Raw genomic sequence first — 19,262 nt, forward strand, 5'->3', positions numbered from 1 at the left:
ATTAAAGCAACTCGAGCGCCAGTAATTCCTCAATGGTCTGGCGGCGGCGAATCAACCGCGCCTGACCATTATCAAACAGAACTTCTGGCAACAGTGGGCGACTATTGTAGTTAGATGACATTGACGCACCATATGCACCGGTATCATGCAGCACCAGATAATCGCCAGCCTTCACTTCCGGTAAGGCACGGGTTTCGACATTCCCCCCTTCCTGCTGGGTAAAGACATCGCCCGATTCACATAATGGCCCTGCGACAACGGTTTCCACCGTTGGCGCATGTTCAAGAGAGCGACCATCAGCCGCCAGCGCGCTAATATGGTGATAACTGCCATACATTGCCGGGCGCATCAGATCGTTAAATCCAGCGTCAACCAGCACAAAGTGGCGACTCCCCATTTGTTTGACGCTCCGCACCTGGGTAATTAACACACCAGACTGCGCTACCAGGAAGCGGCCCGGTTCGATTTCCAGTTTCACAGGGTGACCGAGATGGCGGGCGATTTGCTCACGCGCAGCATGCCACAGACCATAATAATGTTCAGTATCAACCGCCTCTTCTCCCTGCTGATACGGAACAGAAAGCCCGCCCCCCGCAGAAATAGCCTGTAAATCCTGACCGAATTCGATGACCTGATGCACCATCGCGCCACACACCTGCTCCAGATGCGCATAATCAACACCAGAACCGATGTGCATGTGAATGCCAACCAGTTGCAGATGATGACGTTGTATGACTTCCAGCGCAGCCGGAAGATCGGTATACCAGATGCCGTGCTTGCTGTTTTCACCACCGGTATTGGTTTTTTGGCTGTGTCCGTGACCAAACCCCGGGTTAACGCGCAGCCATACCCGATGTCCTGGCGAAACCTGACCCAGTTGATCGAGCATATCAACAGACCCCGCATTCACCGGAATTTGCAATTCACTGACGCGCTCAAGCGTTGCCTGATCGATAACATCCGCGGTAAAGACGATGTCATCGGGATGCGTTTGCGGATTATATCCCGCCGCCAGCGCACGCTCGATTTCACCCAATGAGACGGAATCTACTTTCACACCCTGCTCACGCATTAAGCGCAAAATATGAATATTGGAACAGGCTTTCTGCGCGAATCGCACCACATCAAACTGTTTCAGCGCTGCAATCTGCCGACGAATAATTTGCGCATCGTAAACCCACACCGGGCAGCCAAATTCTGAGGGCAAACGTAGTAGATTTTCGGCGGTGAGATCGGTATCGGTGCTGAACAGTGAATGTGGCATAACAAACTCCAGATAAGTGCTTTTTTATGATTACGCCACATCATAAAAAGAATAAAAAATATCGATTTATGTCGAGTCTATGCAAAAATGATATGGATTACCGGATTGCGAGAGAATGCTAATGGCCGCCGTTAACTTACGTCATATTGAAATTTTTCATGCGGTTATGACCGCCGGAAGCCTGACTGAGGCGGCACAACTGCTGCACACTTCACAGCCAACCGTCAGCCGCGAACTGGCGCGCTTTGAAAAGGTGATCGGGTTGAAACTGTTTGAACGCGTACGCGGTCGATTACACCCTACCGTTCAAGGGCTGCGTCTGTTTGAAGAGGTGCAGCGCTCCTGGTACGGGCTGGATCGCATCGTCAGTGCCGCCGAAAGTCTGCGCGAGTTTCGCCAGGGAGAACTGTCTATTGCCTGCCTGCCGGTCTTTTCGCAGTCTTTTTTGCCGCCGCTGCTACAACCGTTTCTGGCCCGTTATCCTGAAGTCAGCTTAAACATTGTCCCGCAGGAATCACCGCTACTTGAAGAGTGGCTTTCGGCACAGCGTCATGATCTAGGGCTCACCGAAACGCTGCATACGCCTGCGGGTACGGAACGCACCGAATTACTGTCTTTAGACGAAGTGTGTGTTTTACCGCCGGGCCATCCGCTGGCGGCAAAAAAGGTATTAACACCGGAAGATTTTCACGGTGAGAACTACATCAGCCTTTCCCGCACTGACAGCTATCGCCAGCTGTTGGATCAGTTGTTTAGTGAGAATCAGGTTAAACGACGCATGATAGTAGAAACCCATAGCGCCGCGTCAGTTTGCGCGATGGTACGGGCGGGAGCGGGAGTTTCGGTAGTTAACCCACTCACCGCTCTGGATTATGCGGCAAGTGGGTTAGTGGTGCGGCGATTTAGTATTGCGGTTCCCTTCACCGTCAGCCTGATTCGCCCTCTACATCGTCCGTCATCAGCACTGGTGCAGGCATTCAGCAAGCATTTACAAACCGGTTTACCAAAACTGGTTGCCGCTCTTGAGGCTATTTTGTAGTGAATTACGACAGCATAAAGGCTACTGCATCCTCGGCATGAATAGCCGCAGTATCAAACACAGGCAGAACACTGCGCTCTTCTGGCACCAGTAAACCAATTTCCGTACAGCCAAAAATGACGCCCTGCGCGCCCTGTTCTGCGAGGCGAGCAATCACTTGCGCATAATAAGTGCGTGATGTTTTGCTAAAATGCCCCAGACACAGTTCTTCAAAAATAATCTGGTTAATTTTCGCCCGTTCATCCGCTTCAGGGATCAGACAGTCGATGGAAAATTGCGCCGCCAGTCGCCCACGATAAAAATCCTGTTCCATGGTGTAGCGTGTCCCCAGCAGCGCCACACGAGTTATTCCGGCACGGGTAATTGCACGTCCAGTGGCATCCGCAATATGTAAGAAAGGCAGTGAACAACGGGATTCGATAGCATCCGCTACTTTGTGCATCGTATTGGTACATAACACAATGCCTTCAGCCCCCGCCCGCTGTAAGCCAAGTGCCGCTTCAGCCAGAATTTCTCCTGCTTTATCCCACTCCCCGCGACGTTGACACTCTTCTATTTCATGAAAATCAACGCTATGTAGCAGCACTTGCGCAGAGTGAAGCCCACCAAGTCGCTGTTTAATGACTTCATTTATCAGACGATAGTAAGGAATAGTGGATTCCCAGCTCATCCCCCCTAGCAGACCAATTGTTTTCATTCCTTTCTCCTGACTTGTGAGTTAATGCAGCAAGGCTGAATAAGGAACTCAACGGCCTGGCGCCCGATCTCTATTAGCGAAAAAAAGGCCGGATGTACAGCACATCCGGCCAGAGACATCAGATGCCGATATTTCTCAATTTCTCGCCTGCCATCAGTTTGCGTTCGATATGCTCCAGCGTGACATTTTTGGTTTCCGGAATGAGCCAGAAGGTAATACCCACAAACGCAATATTCAGCGCGGTGTAGAGCCAGAACGTACCGGCAGCACCAATGCTGTCGAGCAGCGTCAGGAAGGTCGCGCCGATAATCATGTTCGACACCCAGTTCGTGGTGGTCGAACAGGTAATACCAAAATCGCGGCATTTCAGCGGCTGAATTTCAGAGCACAGGATCCACACCACTGGCGCGGCGCTCATCGCATAACCGGCAATACACATCATCGTCATGCCAACAGAGAGCCAGGACAGGCCACTGGAAGCCGTACCGTTATCAAACTGCATCAGGCAATAGCCCAGCACCAGGGTGCCTAGCGCCATCACGCTGAAACCAATTTTCAGTGCCGGCTTACGCCCGGCTTTATCTACCGTAAACACCGCAATAAAAGTAGCAAACATAAAGGTTAGCCCTACGACCAGAGTCGCAATCATCTGCTGTTCGGTCGTCGTAAAGCCCGCCATTTTGAAGATACGCGGCGCGTAGTACATGATGATGTTCATACCGGTAAATTGCTGCATCGCCTGCAACAACATACCGAGGAACACCGCGCGACGGACGTTACGGTTGATCTTAAACAGCGCCCAACCGCCCTGTTTTAATTTCAGGCTTTCACGAATTTCGTTAAGTTCTTCTCGCGCTTTTTCTGATGTATCGCGCAGCATACGCAGCACTTCTTCCGCCTCGATATGACGCCCTTTCTCCGCCAGCCAGCGCGGGCTATTTGGCAGGAAAACAACCAGAATAATCAGCAGGACTGCCGGTAAGGCAAGAACACCTAACATTGCACGCCAGTTACCGCTATAGCTGAATGCCGTGTCGGATAAAAACGCCAGCACGATGCCCAGTGTTACCATCAACTGGTACATACTGATCATCTTGCCACGTACGTTTTCACTCGCCATTTCAGAGAGGTACAGTGGAGCTGTATAAGAGGCAATCCCCACGGCAATACCAAGCACCACACGAGCGGCGATTAACATTTCTACGCTGGTCGCAAAAGCCGACCCTATCGAACCGAGCACAAACAGGATGGCCCCTGCCATCAAACTGTATTTACGCCCCAGGCGGAACGACAGCCAACCATTGAACAGTGCACCAATTGCCGCGCCGAGCATCATGCTACTGACCACCCATTCCTGTAATCGACTGGTTAGCACAAAGTGATCGGTAATGAACGGCAACGCTCCGGCGATAACCCCGATATCAAGACCAAATAACAATCCTGCAACCGCAGCAGCTACCGAAACAAACATATTCATACGACGCGTATCTCGCAGAGGACGCGGCGTTAAAGCAGATTCCGTATTGATAGTCACCATTTTTTCCTGCCAGCAGAGAATAAGACATAGTGAAAAAATACGTGAACAACTCATACAGGTGTCAGGTCGGAATTAGCATAAATATGGATTAAATTGCTACGACATGCGGTTATGTGATGGATATTCCAATTTTCAAATTAAGTAAAATTATTGACGTTATTATTAACTACATAATTTTAAAGCAGATAAAACTCATAAAATTTATTAATTGATAATTGATATGGATTATTTCATAACCGAGATATGGATTATGATGATCTGCAGGTATAAAAAACCCTGCCATACGGCAGGGCCATAAAAGTGAATTGAATAACTTAACGCGCCAGCCAGCCGCCATCTACGGCGATGGTATAACCATTCACATAGTCTGAAGCACTCGAGGCAAGGAATACCACCGGCCCCATCAGATCGCTCGGCAATCCCCAACGCCCTGCCGGGATGCGGTCAAGAATTTCCGCACTACGCTGTTCATCAGCCCGCAGTTGTTGGGTATTGTTGGTCGCCATATAGCCCGGAGCAATCGCATTAACGTTGATGTTATGTTTTGCCCATTCGTTCGCCATCAGACGGGTTACGCCCATCACGCCGCTTTTTGATGCGGTATACGAAGGTACGCGGATCCCGCCCTGGAATGAGAGCATGGACGCGATATTGATAATCTTGCCACCGTTGCCCTGTGCGATGAAGTGTTTCGCCGCCGCCTGAGACATGAAGAATACACTTTTGATGTTCAGGTTCATCACATCGTCCCAGTCTTTTTCACTGAAATCGAGTGCATCTTCACGGCGAATCAATCCGGCGTTATTGACCAGGATATCAATATGACCGAACTCTGCTACTGCACGATCCAGCAGTGCAGGAATGCCATCAATCTGACGTAGATCGGCGGTCAGGCTTAAAAAACGACGCCCCAGCGCCGTGACCTGTTCAATGGTTTCTGTCGGTTCAACGATATTAATGCCGACGATATCACAGCCCGCTTGCGCCAGTCCCAGCGCCATCCCCTGCCCCAGTCCAGTGTCACAGCCAGTGACTACCGCGACTTTACCATCAAGAGAAAATTCTTTTAAAATCATGATAATACCTTATTCATTTTGCCCGCAACTAGCGCAGGTCTTTAACGGCAACGTGGTCCATATCATCGAAGACCTGGTTTTCACCGACCATGCCCCAGATAAAGGTATAAGCTTTGGTCCCTACGCCGGAGTGGATAGACCAACTCGGGGAAATGACTGCCTGCTCGTTATGCATCACAATGTGACGCGTTTCTTGCGGTTGCCCCATCATGTGGAAAACGCAGGCGTCATCATCCATGTTGAAATAGAAGTAAACTTCCATCCGACGCTCGTGGGTGTGGCATGGCATGGTATTCCACAGGTTTCCCGGAGCCAGCTCCGTTAGCCCCATGCTCAACTGGCAGGTTTCCAGCACATCTGGCACAAAATATTTATTAATTGTACGACGATTACTGGTGATGTTATCGCCCAGCGTAACCGGAGCGACTTCAGCCGGGGTCACTTTTTTAGTGGGATACGTCGTATGAGCAGGTGCGCAGTTGTAATAAAACTTCGCCGGAGTGGCACTATCAATGCTGGCAAAGACCACTTCTTTTGCACCTTTGCCAACATAGAGAGCGTCGCGGTGACCGATTTCGTAGCATTGACCATCGACGGTAATCGTACCAGCGCCGCCAATATTAATAACGCCCAACTCGCGACGCTCCAGGAAGTAGCTCACGCCCAGTTGTTTTCCAACTTCCCCGCCAACAGAAACCGTTTTTGCTACCGGCATAATGCCGCCAACAATAATGCGGTCAATGTGGCTGTAAACCATCGTGTACTCATCCGCGACGAATACCTTTTCAACCAAAAATTCATTGCGCAGCCCCTGTGTATCCAGCGTTTTTGCATGCGCACTGTGGATGCTCTGTCTTACGTCCACATCAACCTCCGATAATCATTGAACTGTAAAATTACAACGATTGTGAAACATCGTTTCGTTTTATTCTTTAAAGGATGATATGCCTGCACAGTGCGCTTTTCAATCAAAAATAAAACATTGTTTCATTTTTCGATAAGGGATTGAGAAAAGTGTCGCGTCGATCACGAATAAGTCAGGTGAAGGCAAAACTCAGCGTCTATGGGGTATGTGCGCAGACGTGCCAACCATCATCATGAAATGGCTTGATGGCGGCAGATGTTTAACGAATAGAAAGGAATTTAGATCGGGTCGTCACGTTCAATAGTTAACGCCACGCCCTGACCACCGCCAATACAAAGTGTAGCCAGCCCTTTACGCGCGTTGCGTTTTACCATTTCATGGACCAAAGAAACCAGAATACGGCAACCGGATGCGCCAATCGGGTGACCCAACGCAATTGCGCCACCGTTAACATTGACCCTACGTTCATCCCATTCGAGCATTTTGCCAACAGAAAGCGCCTGCGCGGCAAACGCTTCATTAGCCTCAATAAGATCGACATCAGAAAGCTGCCAGCCCACACGCTCAAGGCAACGGCGAGTCGCATATACCGGAGCAATCCCCATCAGCGCAGGATCGACACCAACACTGGCAAAGGCGCGAATACGTGCCAGCACGGGTAAATTCAATGCTCGCGCTTTGGCTTCGCTCATCATCATTACCGCAGCAGCACCATCATTAATAGATGAAGCATTACCCGCAGTAACAGAACCGTGGCTATCAAATGATGGGTTTAAGCTAGCCAGCCCTTCTGCACTGGCATCCGTACGCGGCTGTTCATCGGTATCAACAATCAGCAGCTGCCCATTGTTTTGCGTTCTTACCGGGACAATCTCATCGTTGAATCGTCCAGCGTCAATGGCCGCCCGCGCTTTTTGTTGTGAACTAAGTGCATAGGCATCTTGTAATTGACGGCTGATGCCATATTCACGCGCCAGATTTTCGGCAGTGACACCAATATGGTAATCATTGAACGCGTCCCATAAGCCATCATGCACCAGACTATCAACCAGTTGGCTATCGCCAAGCTGTGCTCCGGTGCGGCTATCAGTCAGGACATGTGGTGCGCGACTCATGTTTTCCTGACCACCGGCGATGACAATATCAGCCTCGCCACACTGGATCGCTTGTGTGGCAAGATGCAGTGCTTTTAACCCGGAACCACAAACATCATTAATCGTAATTGCCGAAACACTGTTGGGTAGACCACCTTTAATGGCCGATTGCCGTGCTGGATTCTGCCCAGCCCCTGCGGTCAGAACCTGCCCCAGAATCACTTCATCCACCGCATGTGCAGCAACGCCAGTGCGTTCTAATAACGCTTTCACGACCAGGCTACCAAGTTCTACGGCAGAATGGCCAGCCAACGCCCCACGAAAGCAGCCGATAGGTGTTCGTAACGCACCGACAATCACAACGTCTTTCATCACAACCTCGCACAGATTAACAGCGCAATAGTAAATGATTGTTAATAAAAATTATTTTAAATGTTTAAGAATAGTGATTTTTATCACAAAGGAAATTCACCGGAATGAGGGATGGATACCCAACTGGCACGCAATGTTTGCATCTACTAACCCATGAATCCATGAGCTGATATAGCGTTAATCTCCCATGTTTGTCCTGGTTTATGGTAAATTGCCCTCCATTTTTCTTAATTTGTAGATGATACGTTCAAATAATGTCTAAAATTTGGTCAAAAGAAGAAACTCTCTGGAGCTTCGCACTTTACGGCACAGCCGTTGGCGCAGGCACGCTCTTTCTCCCTATTCAGCTAGGTTCAGCGGGAGCGGTAGTCCTGTTTATTACAGCACTGGTCGCATGGCCTTTAACATATTGGCCACATAAGGCCCTGTGCCAGTTCATCCTTTCTTCAAAAACATCCGCAGGCGAAGGGATTACTGGCGCAGTAACTCATTACTATGGCAAGAAGATCGGCAATCTGATTACCACTCTTTACTTCATTGCTTTTTTTGTCGTCGTGTTGATATATGCAGTGGCGATCACCAATTCGCTGACAGAACAGCTGGCAAAGCATATGGTCATCGACCTGCGCATTCGTATGCTGGTGAGTCTGGGTGTTGTGTTAATTCTGAATCTCATTTTTCTGATGGGGCGCCATGCCACAATTCGGGTAATGGGATTTTTGGTGTTTCCACTAATTGCCTATTTCTTATTTCTTTCTTTCTACCTCGTCGGTAGCTGGCAACCAGCTCTATTAACTACCCAAGTAGAGTTCAATCAGAATACCCTTCACCAGATATGGATATCGATTCCCGTGATGGTTTTCGCCTTTAGCCATACGCCCATTATTTCTACGTTTGCTATTGATAGACGTGAAAAATATGGCGAACACGCTATGGATAAATGCAAAAAAATTATGAAAATCGCTTATCTCATCATTTGTGTGAGCGTGCTTTTCTTCGTCTTTAGCTGCCTGTTATCAATACCACCATCTTATATTGAAACAGCTAAAGAAGAGGGTGTTACCATTTTATCGGCACTTTCTATGCTGCCAAATGCCCCTACATGGTTGTCGATTTCGGGAATAATTGTCGCGGTTGTAGCAATGTCTAAATCATTTTTAGGTACCTACTTTGGTGTTATTGAAGGTGCAACGGAATTAGTCAAAACAACGCTACAGCAGGCAGGGGTTAAAAAAAGCCGTGCATTTAACCGCGCGCTGTCAATTATGTTAGTATCACTGATTACTTTCATCGTTTGCTGCATCAACCCTAATGCAATTTCGATGATTTATGCGATCAGTGGTCCACTTATTGCCATGATTCTTTTTATCATGCCAACGCTGTCAACATATCTCATCCCGGCACTTAAGCCCTGGCGTTCCATCGGAAATCTAATTACGTTGATCGTCGGTATCCTGTGCGTATCGGTAATGTTCTTTAGCTAATCACTGATGTGAATGGTTCAAAATAACCACTATTTTGAACCATTCCAATTCTTACAATGCACATCTTGCTTTGTTCACACTCCCCAAACGCTCCATAACTTAAACGAGCATTATCAAGCTGTTATCCTAAATAAAAATCTGAACATCTTAATTAAGACTATTTAAGATGCATCACTTAGATTTACAAGATATCTTCTGGTCATTCGAAAACAATTTGCAGTATAGATATTCTTAATACATTAGGCACTTGTCTGATTTGCAATAAGGGCAATATGATTAACTGAGTGAAATCCAATCACATTTAAAGCTTAATGATGCACGCTTAAATATACCATTAAGAATAATGACAAATACGGATTAAACACAATTTTTCATAAAAAGCTTACTAAATCAGAGTGTATTGACATCATCAATAACCAATGAAATTATGCAATTATCTATGAATAGGGAGGTTATTAACATGAGGCTTTGTAGTCGCTATAAAAGTCTTACATGCAATAGTTGCTCAATGCATTGCCAAATAATGCCAGAAAAATCACCACGTTTGCAGTATTGTGCAAATGCATGTTTTTGTATGTGGCCCGAAGAGAGTTCGTATTTTAATCGTGGCGTGGTTGAAGGTATATTAAGTAAAAACCACAACGCTCGATTAAGCGGATATATTTTTGTAGATTTTTCAGTAAGCTTTTTACGCCTTTTTTTAGAGAGTGACTGGATCGACTATCTTACGAGTACTGAGATGGGAATAGTGTTAGTAAGCGATCGAAATATGCAATCTCTTGCTAATTACTGGAGGAAACACAACTCCGCGATATCAGCCATTATATATAATGATGATGGCCTGGATATTGCCAACGAAAAGATCAGGCAACTATTCATTGGTCGTTATTTGTCATTTACCAGAGGCAATACGTTAACTCAAATGGAATTCACCATTATGGGACATATGGTTTCTGGTTATAATCCATATCAGATTGCAGAGGTTCTTGATATGGATATCCGTAGCATCTACGCCTACAAGCAAAGAATTGAAAAAAGGATGGGTGGTAAAATAAACGAATTATTTATCCGTTCACACTCCGTTCAGCACTGAAACATAACTGTCGATAATAATAAGCATTGTATATACGGGCACTTATAAAGATGCCCGTATTTTATCACATGAACTTTTAATTCAGTTTATTTGAGCGCTTATTTAATTATGTCACCTTACGCGCTACCGCAAAAATGAAAAGATATTGCGAGAAGAAGGCATAAAGACAACGGTTAAGAGTGTTAAATTTGTTAATTCACATGGAACTTTAAGTTACATTGATATGCTATAACTATAGTTTGCATGATAAATATAAAATTAATATATATTTATTCCATGAATACTAATATACTTATCAAACTATATAATTTCAATTTACTTAATTTTATGTTTCATTGACGTATGTACTGGATTATTAACGATAATATTGAGTTCTGGCCAGAGCACAGAAAATTAATTTCGGTACATGACGCCGAGCTTAACGCCGTTCTGACAACGCCAGCAAGCAGGTGCTTATCGCTGCTACTTGAAGCCTTTCCTGATGTGGTTGCACAACAGGATTTTTTCTCCAGAGTCTGGGAAGAAGAAGGCATGCGAGTACCGGTCAACACGTTATATCAAAATATATCGATTATCAGACGCGGGTTTCGCACGGTTGGTGAAACCAACCATTCGCTTATTGCAACCGTGCCGAGAAAAGGTTTTAAGCTCAGTAATGATATAAACATAGAAAACCATGTAATAATCCCTTCTGCAGATGCACAAAAGACCATATCTCCCCAATGCTTGAACGTTAAAGATGAGTTTAAAGAGACAAGTGCTCATCCAGATAATTATCTCAGAAATATAGTCAGGCTATCTAAAAATTATTTACCCATGCTAAGTGCATTTGCCGTAGGTTTGCTTACCGCATTTTTTCTCTGGCACAATAGTCAACCCAAATCATTCTTTAAAGATTACAAAACTGTTGCACAAATAAATGGTTGTCATTTCAATGTTACAGAAGATAGCATTGATGGGCTGAAAGATCTCGATAAATATAAGAACCGTATATTAGGATCTGGAATTGATTGTAAAAAATACCCCTGGCTATATTTCCCTCTCGATAAGTCATCTCCCGGATTGATTGTTATGGCATGCAAAAAGAACCATAGTAATAACACAGTTGCAGACTGTTTAACTCTATCGTATCGCGGAGTTAACCATGATTCGTTATAAAAAAATGCTGTTTATTATTTTATGCTTTCTCAGTGGCTTCATTTTTTTTATTGCCTATCATTATTCCAAAGAACAAATAGTATACAATGAGAAATGCACGGCCAATTGGATTATATTTAATGACCAAGGGAGGGCTAATCTCACTATTGACTTTATGTATAATAAAAATAAAAAGACAGGAACTGTTGCACTTAGCGGTACCTGGAAACAAAACACGAACACTTATAAATCATTTCGCCGAGATATTGAATATACGTGGATCGAAAATTATGACACTTTGCATCTTACCTCTACCAAAATAAATAAATTTGATATTATCGATCAAATTTCAGACGATAATCTTGCACAACTCCTGCCTGATTTTTATATATTTCCGGGAAAAATGATAAGCTATAATGTTCAAAAACAGAACAATCATGATTTTCTTTTAAGCATTGGCAATAGAGCAATTATGTATTGCGCAAGGTAACAAAACAACTTGATGATGCATCTGTAATTAAAAGTCCAAACAACAAATGTAACATTTCAGGCATTGGAATATAATCTTTATATATTCTTATATCCATCTTCATCCCTGACAGTTTATGCGGTAATCCCCTCCCCCATTCAAATTACATCCGTCATTAAAAAACCCTTCCGCACTCCACTATGACAATAATGGTGTAAAAATAAACGCTGGTTCGCACAGAGATATTTAATAGAGCACATAAACATAATAGTTGCTAATAAATAAAATTACTCTTGCAATAATTCTTTCACACCAGATTGTAAGTCGACGCATAGCTATTCCTCACAGCCTATCATTTTATCTTAAATGAACAATCACATTAAATTAAGAAATGTGATAATCATAACTTTATCGATTATTTTCAATTGGTTATATACTTACATGATTAACAAATCATTAATTAAGAATATTTCAGATTACAATCACATCAAGCTAATATAAATTAACTTAAACAATCATGATGAATTTAGTAAAAAGAAATATTAAATGAAATATATGAATATCAGTTATATCTGTTACTCATGCAGGATGCCAAAAACCACAAACTTAATAGAGGTGAGCTAATGGATTTAGAAAATAAGTTCTCATATCATTTCCCTGATGGAATCATACTTACAGAAGATGGCATTCTTACAAAAGGGAATGAGGAATTTTACATCCCGCCGAAAGAACTCGGTGTATTATTTGTATTGCTTGAATCGGCGGGAAATGTTGTATCCAAAGATGCGATCATCGAATCTGTATGGAAAAATGTAATTGTAAGTGACGAATCCCTTACACGATGCATCTATTCATTAAGATGTATTTTTGAAAGAATTGGCTACAACCGTTGCATTGAAACCATATATAGAAAAGGTTATCGATTCAGTGGGCAAGTATTCAAGATAAAAGAAAATCAAGATAATGTTCCAGGCAGCACTATTGCTTTATTTCCATTTACAATATCTCACAGCAGTCAGGATCCATTAGCACTTAATCAGGAACTTGTACAACTAATCTCAAATAAAAAAACCGATGATCTATATATATATCCAATGGCTGCAACCCAGTATTGCATAGATAATAAATCTCAGACAGCCTTCCTGGCCAGGTTCAAACCCGATTATTTTGTCACAGGAAGAATCAGCAAATATGATGCTTCAAATAGTTTATATATTGAAGTAATCGATGCAAAAAGTTTTTATCTTATTGCCAGCACACATCTTGAGGCAGATGACATACAAAAAATCTCACACTTTATAATTAGTAACTTATATCTGGCAATGAAGAAAACTAAAGTAGAACCAGGTTTTATGTCCCGACACGTACCTTCTGATGAAAATATTTTATCAGCCGAAATGTCTGCCGGGAAAAATGAACTGAATGAATTCACGCCTGAAAGCATTGCCAATGCAATAACTATATTTGAAAGTGTTAAAAATAAAACTAATGCTCAGTCAATAACCAATGAATGCTACTGCCTGTTGGCTGAGTGTCATATGTCTATGGCACTTCATGGTCTATACGAACTTAAACATGCAACTCAAAAAGCATTGGCCTTTATAGATAAGGTATCTGATAAAAATATTTTCGATGGAAATATTTTAGGAATTATGGGACTGATAACCGGTCTTTCCGGACAAACAACTGCATCACGCATTTTTTTTGACCATGCACAGACACAAGTATTAGATGTAGCCTCCTTGTATTACTATAAGACACTGGTAAATATATATAATGAAAGAATTGAAGATGCTATCGCTTGTATAGACCAGTCACTGCTACTTGAACCAAAAAGACATAAAGCCGCTATAATAAAAAAATGCATTGATGTATATGTTTCTACAACACACAATGAAAGAAATGCGTTCTCTTATCACGGAACAGAGAAAGAATATCATTTAGTTATTATCAATAACATTCAAAAATTGAAGCAATTGACAGAAGTTAACAGCATTATTGATTTTAATGCTCAATATGAGGTCGCTTGATCTGCAATAAATATCATAAGCAGAATAGCGCTCTATATTTTGAGCTATACACTCTATTTTTATAGGGGATATTGGATTTATCTACATCTGACGTGAACGTATCAACAATAACGGAAGAATTCGATGACTAAGGAAAAAACTGAAAAAGAGAAAAAGTAAGAAACTGGAGCGGGCGAAGGGAATCGAACCCTCGTATAGAGCTTGGGAAGCTCTCGTTCTACCATTGAACTACGCCCGCTTCGAGATGCGTAAGGCATTATAAACCTTACGCTCTCCTAAGCAAGTGCCTTGCTACTGACTGCTGATTAATTCGCCATCAGCACTTTGGCTTGCTACCCTGTGGCGGCAAGTAGCGCAAAGGATCTATTGCCGTAGCACGGTAGCGAATCTGGAAATGTAGCCGCACGGATTCCGCATCAGTACTTCCCATAGTTGCTATCTTTTGCCCAGCCTTAACACTTTGCCCATTGTTCACCAACATCGTGTCGTTATGGGCATAAGCAGTAATGTAATCTTCACTGTGTTTAATCATTATAAGATTACCGTAACCACGCAGCTGATTACCCACATATACCACTTTCCCGGCACCTGCAGCGTATATTGGCGTCCCGCGTGCCGCCGCAATATCAATCCCTTTATTGCCGCCATCTGCCATTGAGTAAGGCATAATAACCTTTCCGCTCGTTGGCCATAACCAGCAACGTTGCCCAACCGGCGGCCATGAAGATTTCGAAACGGCCGAAGACGGTGTCACTGACGCTGTTTTTGTCGTCGATTTGCCGGTGGATTTGCGCGTGCCGTTACTACTTTTTTTCGCCCCACCCAGTTTCAGCTTTTGGCCGATTTCTATGGTATAGGGGGGGGAGATGTCGTTGAGTCGGGCTAGCTCTTTTACGCTGGTTCCCGTGGTGCGTGAAATACGATAAAGCGTATCCCCCCGTTTCACGGTGTAAACGGAGCCGGAATACGTTCCTGTATCTGATGATTTGCTACCCGAGCAGCCAGCCAGAAGCAGCCCTACCGATAACAGCATCACGATACCCAGAGTTTTTTTATTCAGGCGTCCTGCGCTCAAAATCTTTCCTCGCTAAAAAACAAGACGCTATATCATAGCAGCCCCCCGTCAGATCCCCAATCCATTGCGTGGGAACAGGCATGTACGAATCAATAACTGTTAAAGAATCAATTAGCACCGTTGGCAAACATCGGAACCATCCTGATTGACCTCTAATACTCATTTATCACAATGATTTTTATCACGCTCATATTGATAAACTGCACTCACTTTCTTTGCTGATAAAGATGCATCATCCGTAGCGTTTTTTTAACGACATCACACTTCCCCTCTCCCCTCGTGTTTATAGTCGTTTCTGGCGTAATTCTTGCCTGCAAAGACTTAATCATTGCCATAAGAACCAAATGTTCAAATCAAGGGGATTTCTATGGAAGCGCGGGAAGCAACCGCTACAGGTGAATCATGCATGCGCGTCGATGCCATTGCGAAGGTCACCGGGCGGGCACGATATACTGACGATTATGTTATGGCGGGCATGTGTTACGCGAAATATGTACGTAGCCCAATAGCACATGGTTATGCGGTGAGCATTAACGATGAACAAGCCAGAAGTTTACCAGGCGTACTGGCTGTATTTACCTGGGAAGATGTTCCTGATATTTCCTTTGCCACGGCGGGCCATGCCTGGACTCTGGATGAGAATAAACGCGATACCGCCGATCGCGCCCTGTTAACACGCCACGTCCGCCATCATGGCGATGCGGTTGCTATTGTCGTGGCCCGTGATGAACTCACAGCGGAAAAAGCAGCGCAACTTGTTCACATCGAATGGCAAGAATTACCCGTCATTACCACGCCAGAAGCGGCACTGGCAGAAGACGCAGCGCCAATCCATAGCGGTGGCAATTTACTGAAACAAAGCACAATGTCGACAGGTAATGTCCAGCAAGCAATCGACGCTGCCGATTACCAGGTGCAGGGGCATTATCAGACGCCGGTCATTCAACATTGTCATATGGAAAGTGTGACCTCATTGGCGTGGATGGAAGACGATTCACGAATTACCATCGTTTCCAGCACCCAAATCCCGCACATTGTCCGCCGCGTTGTCGGTCAGGCTCTGGATATTCCCTGGTCGTGCGTGCGGGTTATCAAGCCCTTTGTCGGCGGTGGTTTTGGTAATAAACAAGATGTACTGGAAGAGCCGATGGCGGCATTTCTGACCAGTAAACTCGGCGGCATTCCGGTTAAAGTTTCCCTAAGCCGCGAAGAATGTTTTCTGGCGACCCGCACTCGCCACGCTTTTACCATTGACGGACAAATGGGCGTCAACCGCGATGGTACGCTAAAAGGCTATAGCCTGGATGTTCTGTCTAACACCGGCGCTTACGCTTCACACGGTCATTCCATCGCTTCTGCAGGCGGCAATAAAGTTGCTTATCTCTACCCGCGCTGTGCCTATTCTTATAGCTCAAAGACTTGCTATACCAATCTACCCTCAGCGGGTGCGATGCGTGGCTATGGCGCACCGCAGGTGGTTTTTGCTGTTGAATCTATGCTGGATGACGCTGCTGAAGCGCTGGGCATTGACCCGGTTGAAATTCGTTTACGCAATGCCGCCCGCGAAGGCGATACAAATCCACTCACAGGCAAACGCATCTACAGTGCCGGATTGCCAGAGTGCCTGGAAAAAGGGCGGGAAATCTTTGAATGGGAAAAACGCCGTGCAGAGTGCCAGAACCCGCAGGGCAATCTGCGCCGCGGCATTGGCGTCGCCTGTTTTAGCTACACCTCTAACACCTGGCCTGTCGGTGTAGAAATCGCTGGCGCGCGCCTGTTGATGAATCAGGATGGAACCATCAACGTGCAGAGCGGCGCGACGGAAATCGGTCAGGGTGCCGACACGGTGTTCTCGCAAATGGTAGCTGAAACCGTGGGCGTTCCGGTCAGTGATGTACGCGTAATTTCGACGCAAGATACCGATATTACGCCATTCGATCCAGGCGCATTTGCCTCACGTCAGAGCTATGTTGCCGCACCTGCGCTGCGCAGTGCGGCACTGTTATTAAAAGAGAAAATCATCGCTCACGCCGCAGTAATGCTGCATCTGTCGGCGATGAATCTAACCCTGATAAAAGGCCATATCGTACTGGTTGAAAGACCGGAAGAGGCGTTACTGTCGTTAAAAGACCTGGCAATGGATGCGTTTTATCATCCTGAACGTGGCGGGCAACTTTCTGCCGAAAGCTCGATCAAAACCACCACGAACCCACCTGCGTTTGGCTGTACCTTTGTTGATCTGACAGTCGATATCGCGCTGTGTAAGGTCACCATCAACCGCATCCTCAACGTTCATGATTCGGGCCATATTCTTAATCCGCTGCTGGCTGAAGGTCAGGTACACGGCGGGATGGGGATGGGCATCGGCTGGGCGCTTTTTGAAGAGATGATCATCGACGCGAAAAGTGGCGTGGTGCGTAACCCAAATTTACTGGATTACAAAATGCCGACCATGCCGGATCTGCCACAACTGGAAAGTGCGTTTGTCGAAATTAATGAACCACAATCTGCATACGGACATAAGTCACTGGGTGAGCCGCCAATTATTCCTGTTGCCGCTGCAATTCGTAATGCGGTGAAGATGGCTACCGGTGTCGCAATCAATACGCTGCCGCTGACACCAAAACGGTTATATGAAGAGTTCCATCTGGCAGGATTGATTTGAGGATAACATCATGTTTGATTTTGCTTCTTATCATCGCGCAACGACCGTTGCCGATGCAACCAACCTGCTGGCTCAAAATCCGCAGGCCAAACTGCTCGCCGGTGGCACTGACGTACTGATTCAACTCCACCACCACAATGATCGCTATCGCCATATTGTTGATATCCACAATCTGGCGGAGCTTCGGGGTATTACGTTGGCGGAAGATGGTGCACTACGCATCGGCTCTGCGACGACCTTTACTCAGTTAATAGAAAATCAGTTAACGCAACATCATCTCCCGGCATTATGCGCTGCGGCTTCGTCTATTGCCGGCCCGCAAATCCGTAACGTCGCGACCTACGGCGGAAATATTTGCAACGGCGCCACCAGCGCAGATTCAGCAACACCAACACTGATTTATGACGCGAAGCTGGAAATCCATTCACCGCGTGGGGTTCGTTTCGTCTCGATTAATGGTTTTCATACCGGACCAGGCAAAGTTTCCCTTGAGCATGATGAAATTCTGGTCGCGTTTCATTTTCCTCCGCAGCCAAAAGAACACGCAGGTAGCGCACATTATAAATATGCCATGCGCGATGCGATGGATATTTCAACAATCGGGTGTGCCGCTCACTGTCGATTGAACAACGGCTACTTCAGCGAGTTGCGTCTGGCATTTGGTGTTGCCGCACCAACGCCGATTCGCTGCCAACATGCCGAACAGGCTGCACAAAATGCGCCATTAAACCAGCAAACACTGGAGGCCATCTGCGAATCTGTCCTACAGGATGTCGCACCGCGTTCTTCATGGCGAGCAAGTAAAGAGTTCCGTCTGCATCTCATTCAGACGATGACCAAAAAAGTGATTAGCGAAGCCGTCGCTGCGGCGGGGGGAAAATTGCAATGAATCACAGCGAAAGTATTACTATTGAATGCATCATTAACGATATGCCTTTTCAGCTTCACGCCGCGCCAGGTATGCCGCTTTCGGAACTGCTCCGCGAACAAGGGCTGCTTAGTGTCAAACAAGGATGCTGCGTTGGTGAATGCGGTGCCTGTACGGTGCTGGTTGACGGAACCGCGATAGACAGCTGCTTATACCTGGCCGCATGGGCTGAAGGAAAACAGATCCGCACGCTGGAAGGCGAAGCGAAAGGCGGCAAACTTTCTCATGTACAACAGGCTTATGCGAAATCTGGCGCTGTACAGTGTGGTTTTTGTACGCCGGGGCTGATTATGGCCACTACGGCAATGCTGGCAAAACCTCGAGAGAAACCGTTAACCATTACGGAAATTCGCCGTGGCTTGGCCGGGAATCTGTGTCGCTGTACCGGATATCAAATGATTGTGAATACTGTTCTGGACTGTGAAGAAACGAAGTAA

Annotated in this window: 16 protein-coding genes and 1 tRNA gene; 9 read left to right on the top strand and 8 right to left on the bottom strand. The window is 45.6% G+C overall.

Translation table 11 applies throughout. The annotated features are described in order from the left end of the window. Window position 1: 1 nt before the first annotated feature. Window positions 2–1,264 carry a diaminopimelate decarboxylase gene (gene lysA, locus FEK43_RS00120; protein ID WP_135407737.1) on the bottom strand — a complete coding sequence of 421 codons (1,263 nt, stop codon included), beginning with the start codon at window positions 1,262–1,264 and terminating at the stop codon, window positions 2–4. Window positions 1,265–1,385: 121 nt separating this feature from the next. Between lysA and lysR the strand changes: the two genes are divergently transcribed. Then, window positions 1,386–2,303: a DNA-binding transcriptional regulator LysR gene (gene lysR / locus FEK43_RS00125; RefSeq protein WP_130217894.1), complete on the top strand. Its 918-nt coding sequence runs from the start codon at window positions 1,386–1,388 to the stop codon at window positions 2,301–2,303. A gap of 4 nt (window positions 2,304–2,307) precedes the next feature. On the opposite strand, the gene FEK43_RS00130 is transcribed toward lysR, so the two are convergent. The 5 genes from FEK43_RS00130 to FEK43_RS00155 all read right to left on the bottom strand — a co-directional run bounded on the left by FEK43_RS00130 (window position 2,308) and on the right by FEK43_RS00155 (window position 7,944). Further along, window positions 2,308–3,000 carry an aspartate/glutamate racemase gene (locus FEK43_RS00130; RefSeq protein ID WP_135407739.1) on the bottom strand — a complete coding sequence of 231 codons (693 nt, stop codon included), beginning with the start codon at window positions 2,998–3,000 and terminating at the stop codon, window positions 2,308–2,310. A gap of 118 nt (window positions 3,001–3,118) precedes the next feature. Then, entirely contained in the window at window positions 3,119–4,537 is a 1,419-nt protein-coding gene (araE, locus tag FEK43_RS00135) for an arabinose-proton symporter AraE (protein ID WP_130207760.1), read from the bottom strand. 314 nt (window positions 4,538–4,851) lie between these two features. Further along, complete coding sequence (gene kduD, locus FEK43_RS00140; protein WP_130258075.1) at window positions 4,852–5,613, bottom strand: 2-dehydro-3-deoxy-D-gluconate 5-dehydrogenase KduD; 762 nt, start codon at window positions 5,611–5,613, stop codon at window positions 4,852–4,854. Between the two features lie 28 nt (window positions 5,614–5,641). After that, the gene (gene kduI / locus FEK43_RS00145) at window positions 5,642–6,478 is read right to left on the bottom strand and encodes a 5-dehydro-4-deoxy-D-glucuronate isomerase (RefSeq protein ID WP_130207764.1); all 837 of its coding nucleotides are present in this window, start codon (window positions 6,476–6,478) and stop codon (window positions 5,642–5,644) included. Between the two features lie 278 nt (window positions 6,479–6,756). Next, window positions 6,757–7,944: an acetyl-CoA C-acetyltransferase gene (locus FEK43_RS00155; RefSeq protein WP_130207766.1), complete on the bottom strand. Its 1,188-nt coding sequence runs from the start codon at window positions 7,942–7,944 to the stop codon at window positions 6,757–6,759. A gap of 254 nt (window positions 7,945–8,198) precedes the next feature. Between FEK43_RS00155 and FEK43_RS00160 the strand changes: the two genes are divergently transcribed. The 5 genes from FEK43_RS00160 to FEK43_RS00180 all read left to right on the top strand — a co-directional run bounded on the left by FEK43_RS00160 (window position 8,199) and on the right by FEK43_RS00180 (window position 14,157). Then, complete coding sequence (locus FEK43_RS00160) at window positions 8,199–9,428, top strand: amino acid permease (protein WP_135490292.1); 1,230 nt, start codon at window positions 8,199–8,201, stop codon at window positions 9,426–9,428. Between the two features lie 460 nt (window positions 9,429–9,888). Continuing rightward, a complete protein-coding gene (locus tag FEK43_RS00165) occupies window positions 9,889–10,521 on the top strand; it encodes a helix-turn-helix transcriptional regulator (RefSeq protein WP_130207770.1) in 633 nt (210 codons plus the stop codon). 342 nt (window positions 10,522–10,863) lie between these two features. Continuing rightward, on the top strand, window positions 10,864–11,679 hold the full coding sequence (locus tag FEK43_RS00170; RefSeq protein WP_130207772.1) for a transcriptional regulator: 816 nt from the start codon (window positions 10,864–10,866) through the stop codon (window positions 11,677–11,679). Next, window positions 11,666–12,148 (top strand): hypothetical protein, encoded by a 483-nt coding sequence (locus FEK43_RS00175; RefSeq protein WP_130207774.1) that lies wholly within the window; start codon window positions 11,666–11,668, stop codon window positions 12,146–12,148. Before FEK43_RS00170 ends, FEK43_RS00175 begins: the two co-directional genes overlap by 14 nt. A 602-nt stretch (window positions 12,149–12,750) precedes the next feature. Next, entirely contained in the window at window positions 12,751–14,157 is a 1,407-nt protein-coding gene (locus FEK43_RS00180) for a winged helix-turn-helix domain-containing protein (RefSeq protein ID WP_138158381.1), read from the top strand. Window positions 14,158–14,321: 164 nt separating this feature from the next. Here the strand turns inward: FEK43_RS00180 and FEK43_RS00185 are convergent. Further along, window positions 14,322–14,395: transfer RNA gene (locus FEK43_RS00185), tRNA-Gly, on the bottom strand. 78 nt (window positions 14,396–14,473) lie between these two features. Further along, window positions 14,474–15,232 (bottom strand): amidase activator ActS, encoded by a 759-nt coding sequence (actS, locus tag FEK43_RS00190; RefSeq protein WP_130217906.1) that lies wholly within the window; start codon window positions 15,230–15,232, stop codon window positions 14,474–14,476. A 367-nt stretch (window positions 15,233–15,599) separates the two neighbouring features. Between actS and xdhA the strand changes: the two genes are divergently transcribed. Genes xdhA through xdhC form a run of 3 tightly spaced genes read left to right on the top strand, consistent with a single transcriptional unit; the run spans window position 15,600 to window position 19,262 of the window. Further along, window positions 15,600–17,897 carry a xanthine dehydrogenase molybdenum-binding subunit XdhA gene (xdhA, locus tag FEK43_RS00195; protein ID WP_131161996.1) on the top strand — a complete coding sequence of 766 codons (2,298 nt, stop codon included), beginning with the start codon at window positions 15,600–15,602 and terminating at the stop codon, window positions 17,895–17,897. Between the two features lie 10 nt (window positions 17,898–17,907). Continuing rightward, window positions 17,908–18,786, top strand: a complete 879-nt coding sequence (xdhB, locus tag FEK43_RS00200; protein WP_130207782.1) for a xanthine dehydrogenase FAD-binding subunit XdhB — start codon at window positions 17,908–17,910, stop codon at window positions 18,784–18,786. Beyond that, a complete protein-coding gene (gene xdhC, locus FEK43_RS00205) occupies window positions 18,783–19,262 on the top strand; it encodes a xanthine dehydrogenase iron sulfur-binding subunit XdhC (RefSeq protein WP_130207784.1) in 480 nt (159 codons plus the stop codon). The genes xdhB and xdhC overlap by 4 nt, the downstream gene beginning before the upstream one ends.

The organism is Escherichia sp. E2562 (assembly GCF_005781075.1).
Lineage (GTDB): Bacteria > Pseudomonadota > Gammaproteobacteria > Enterobacterales > Enterobacteriaceae > Escherichia.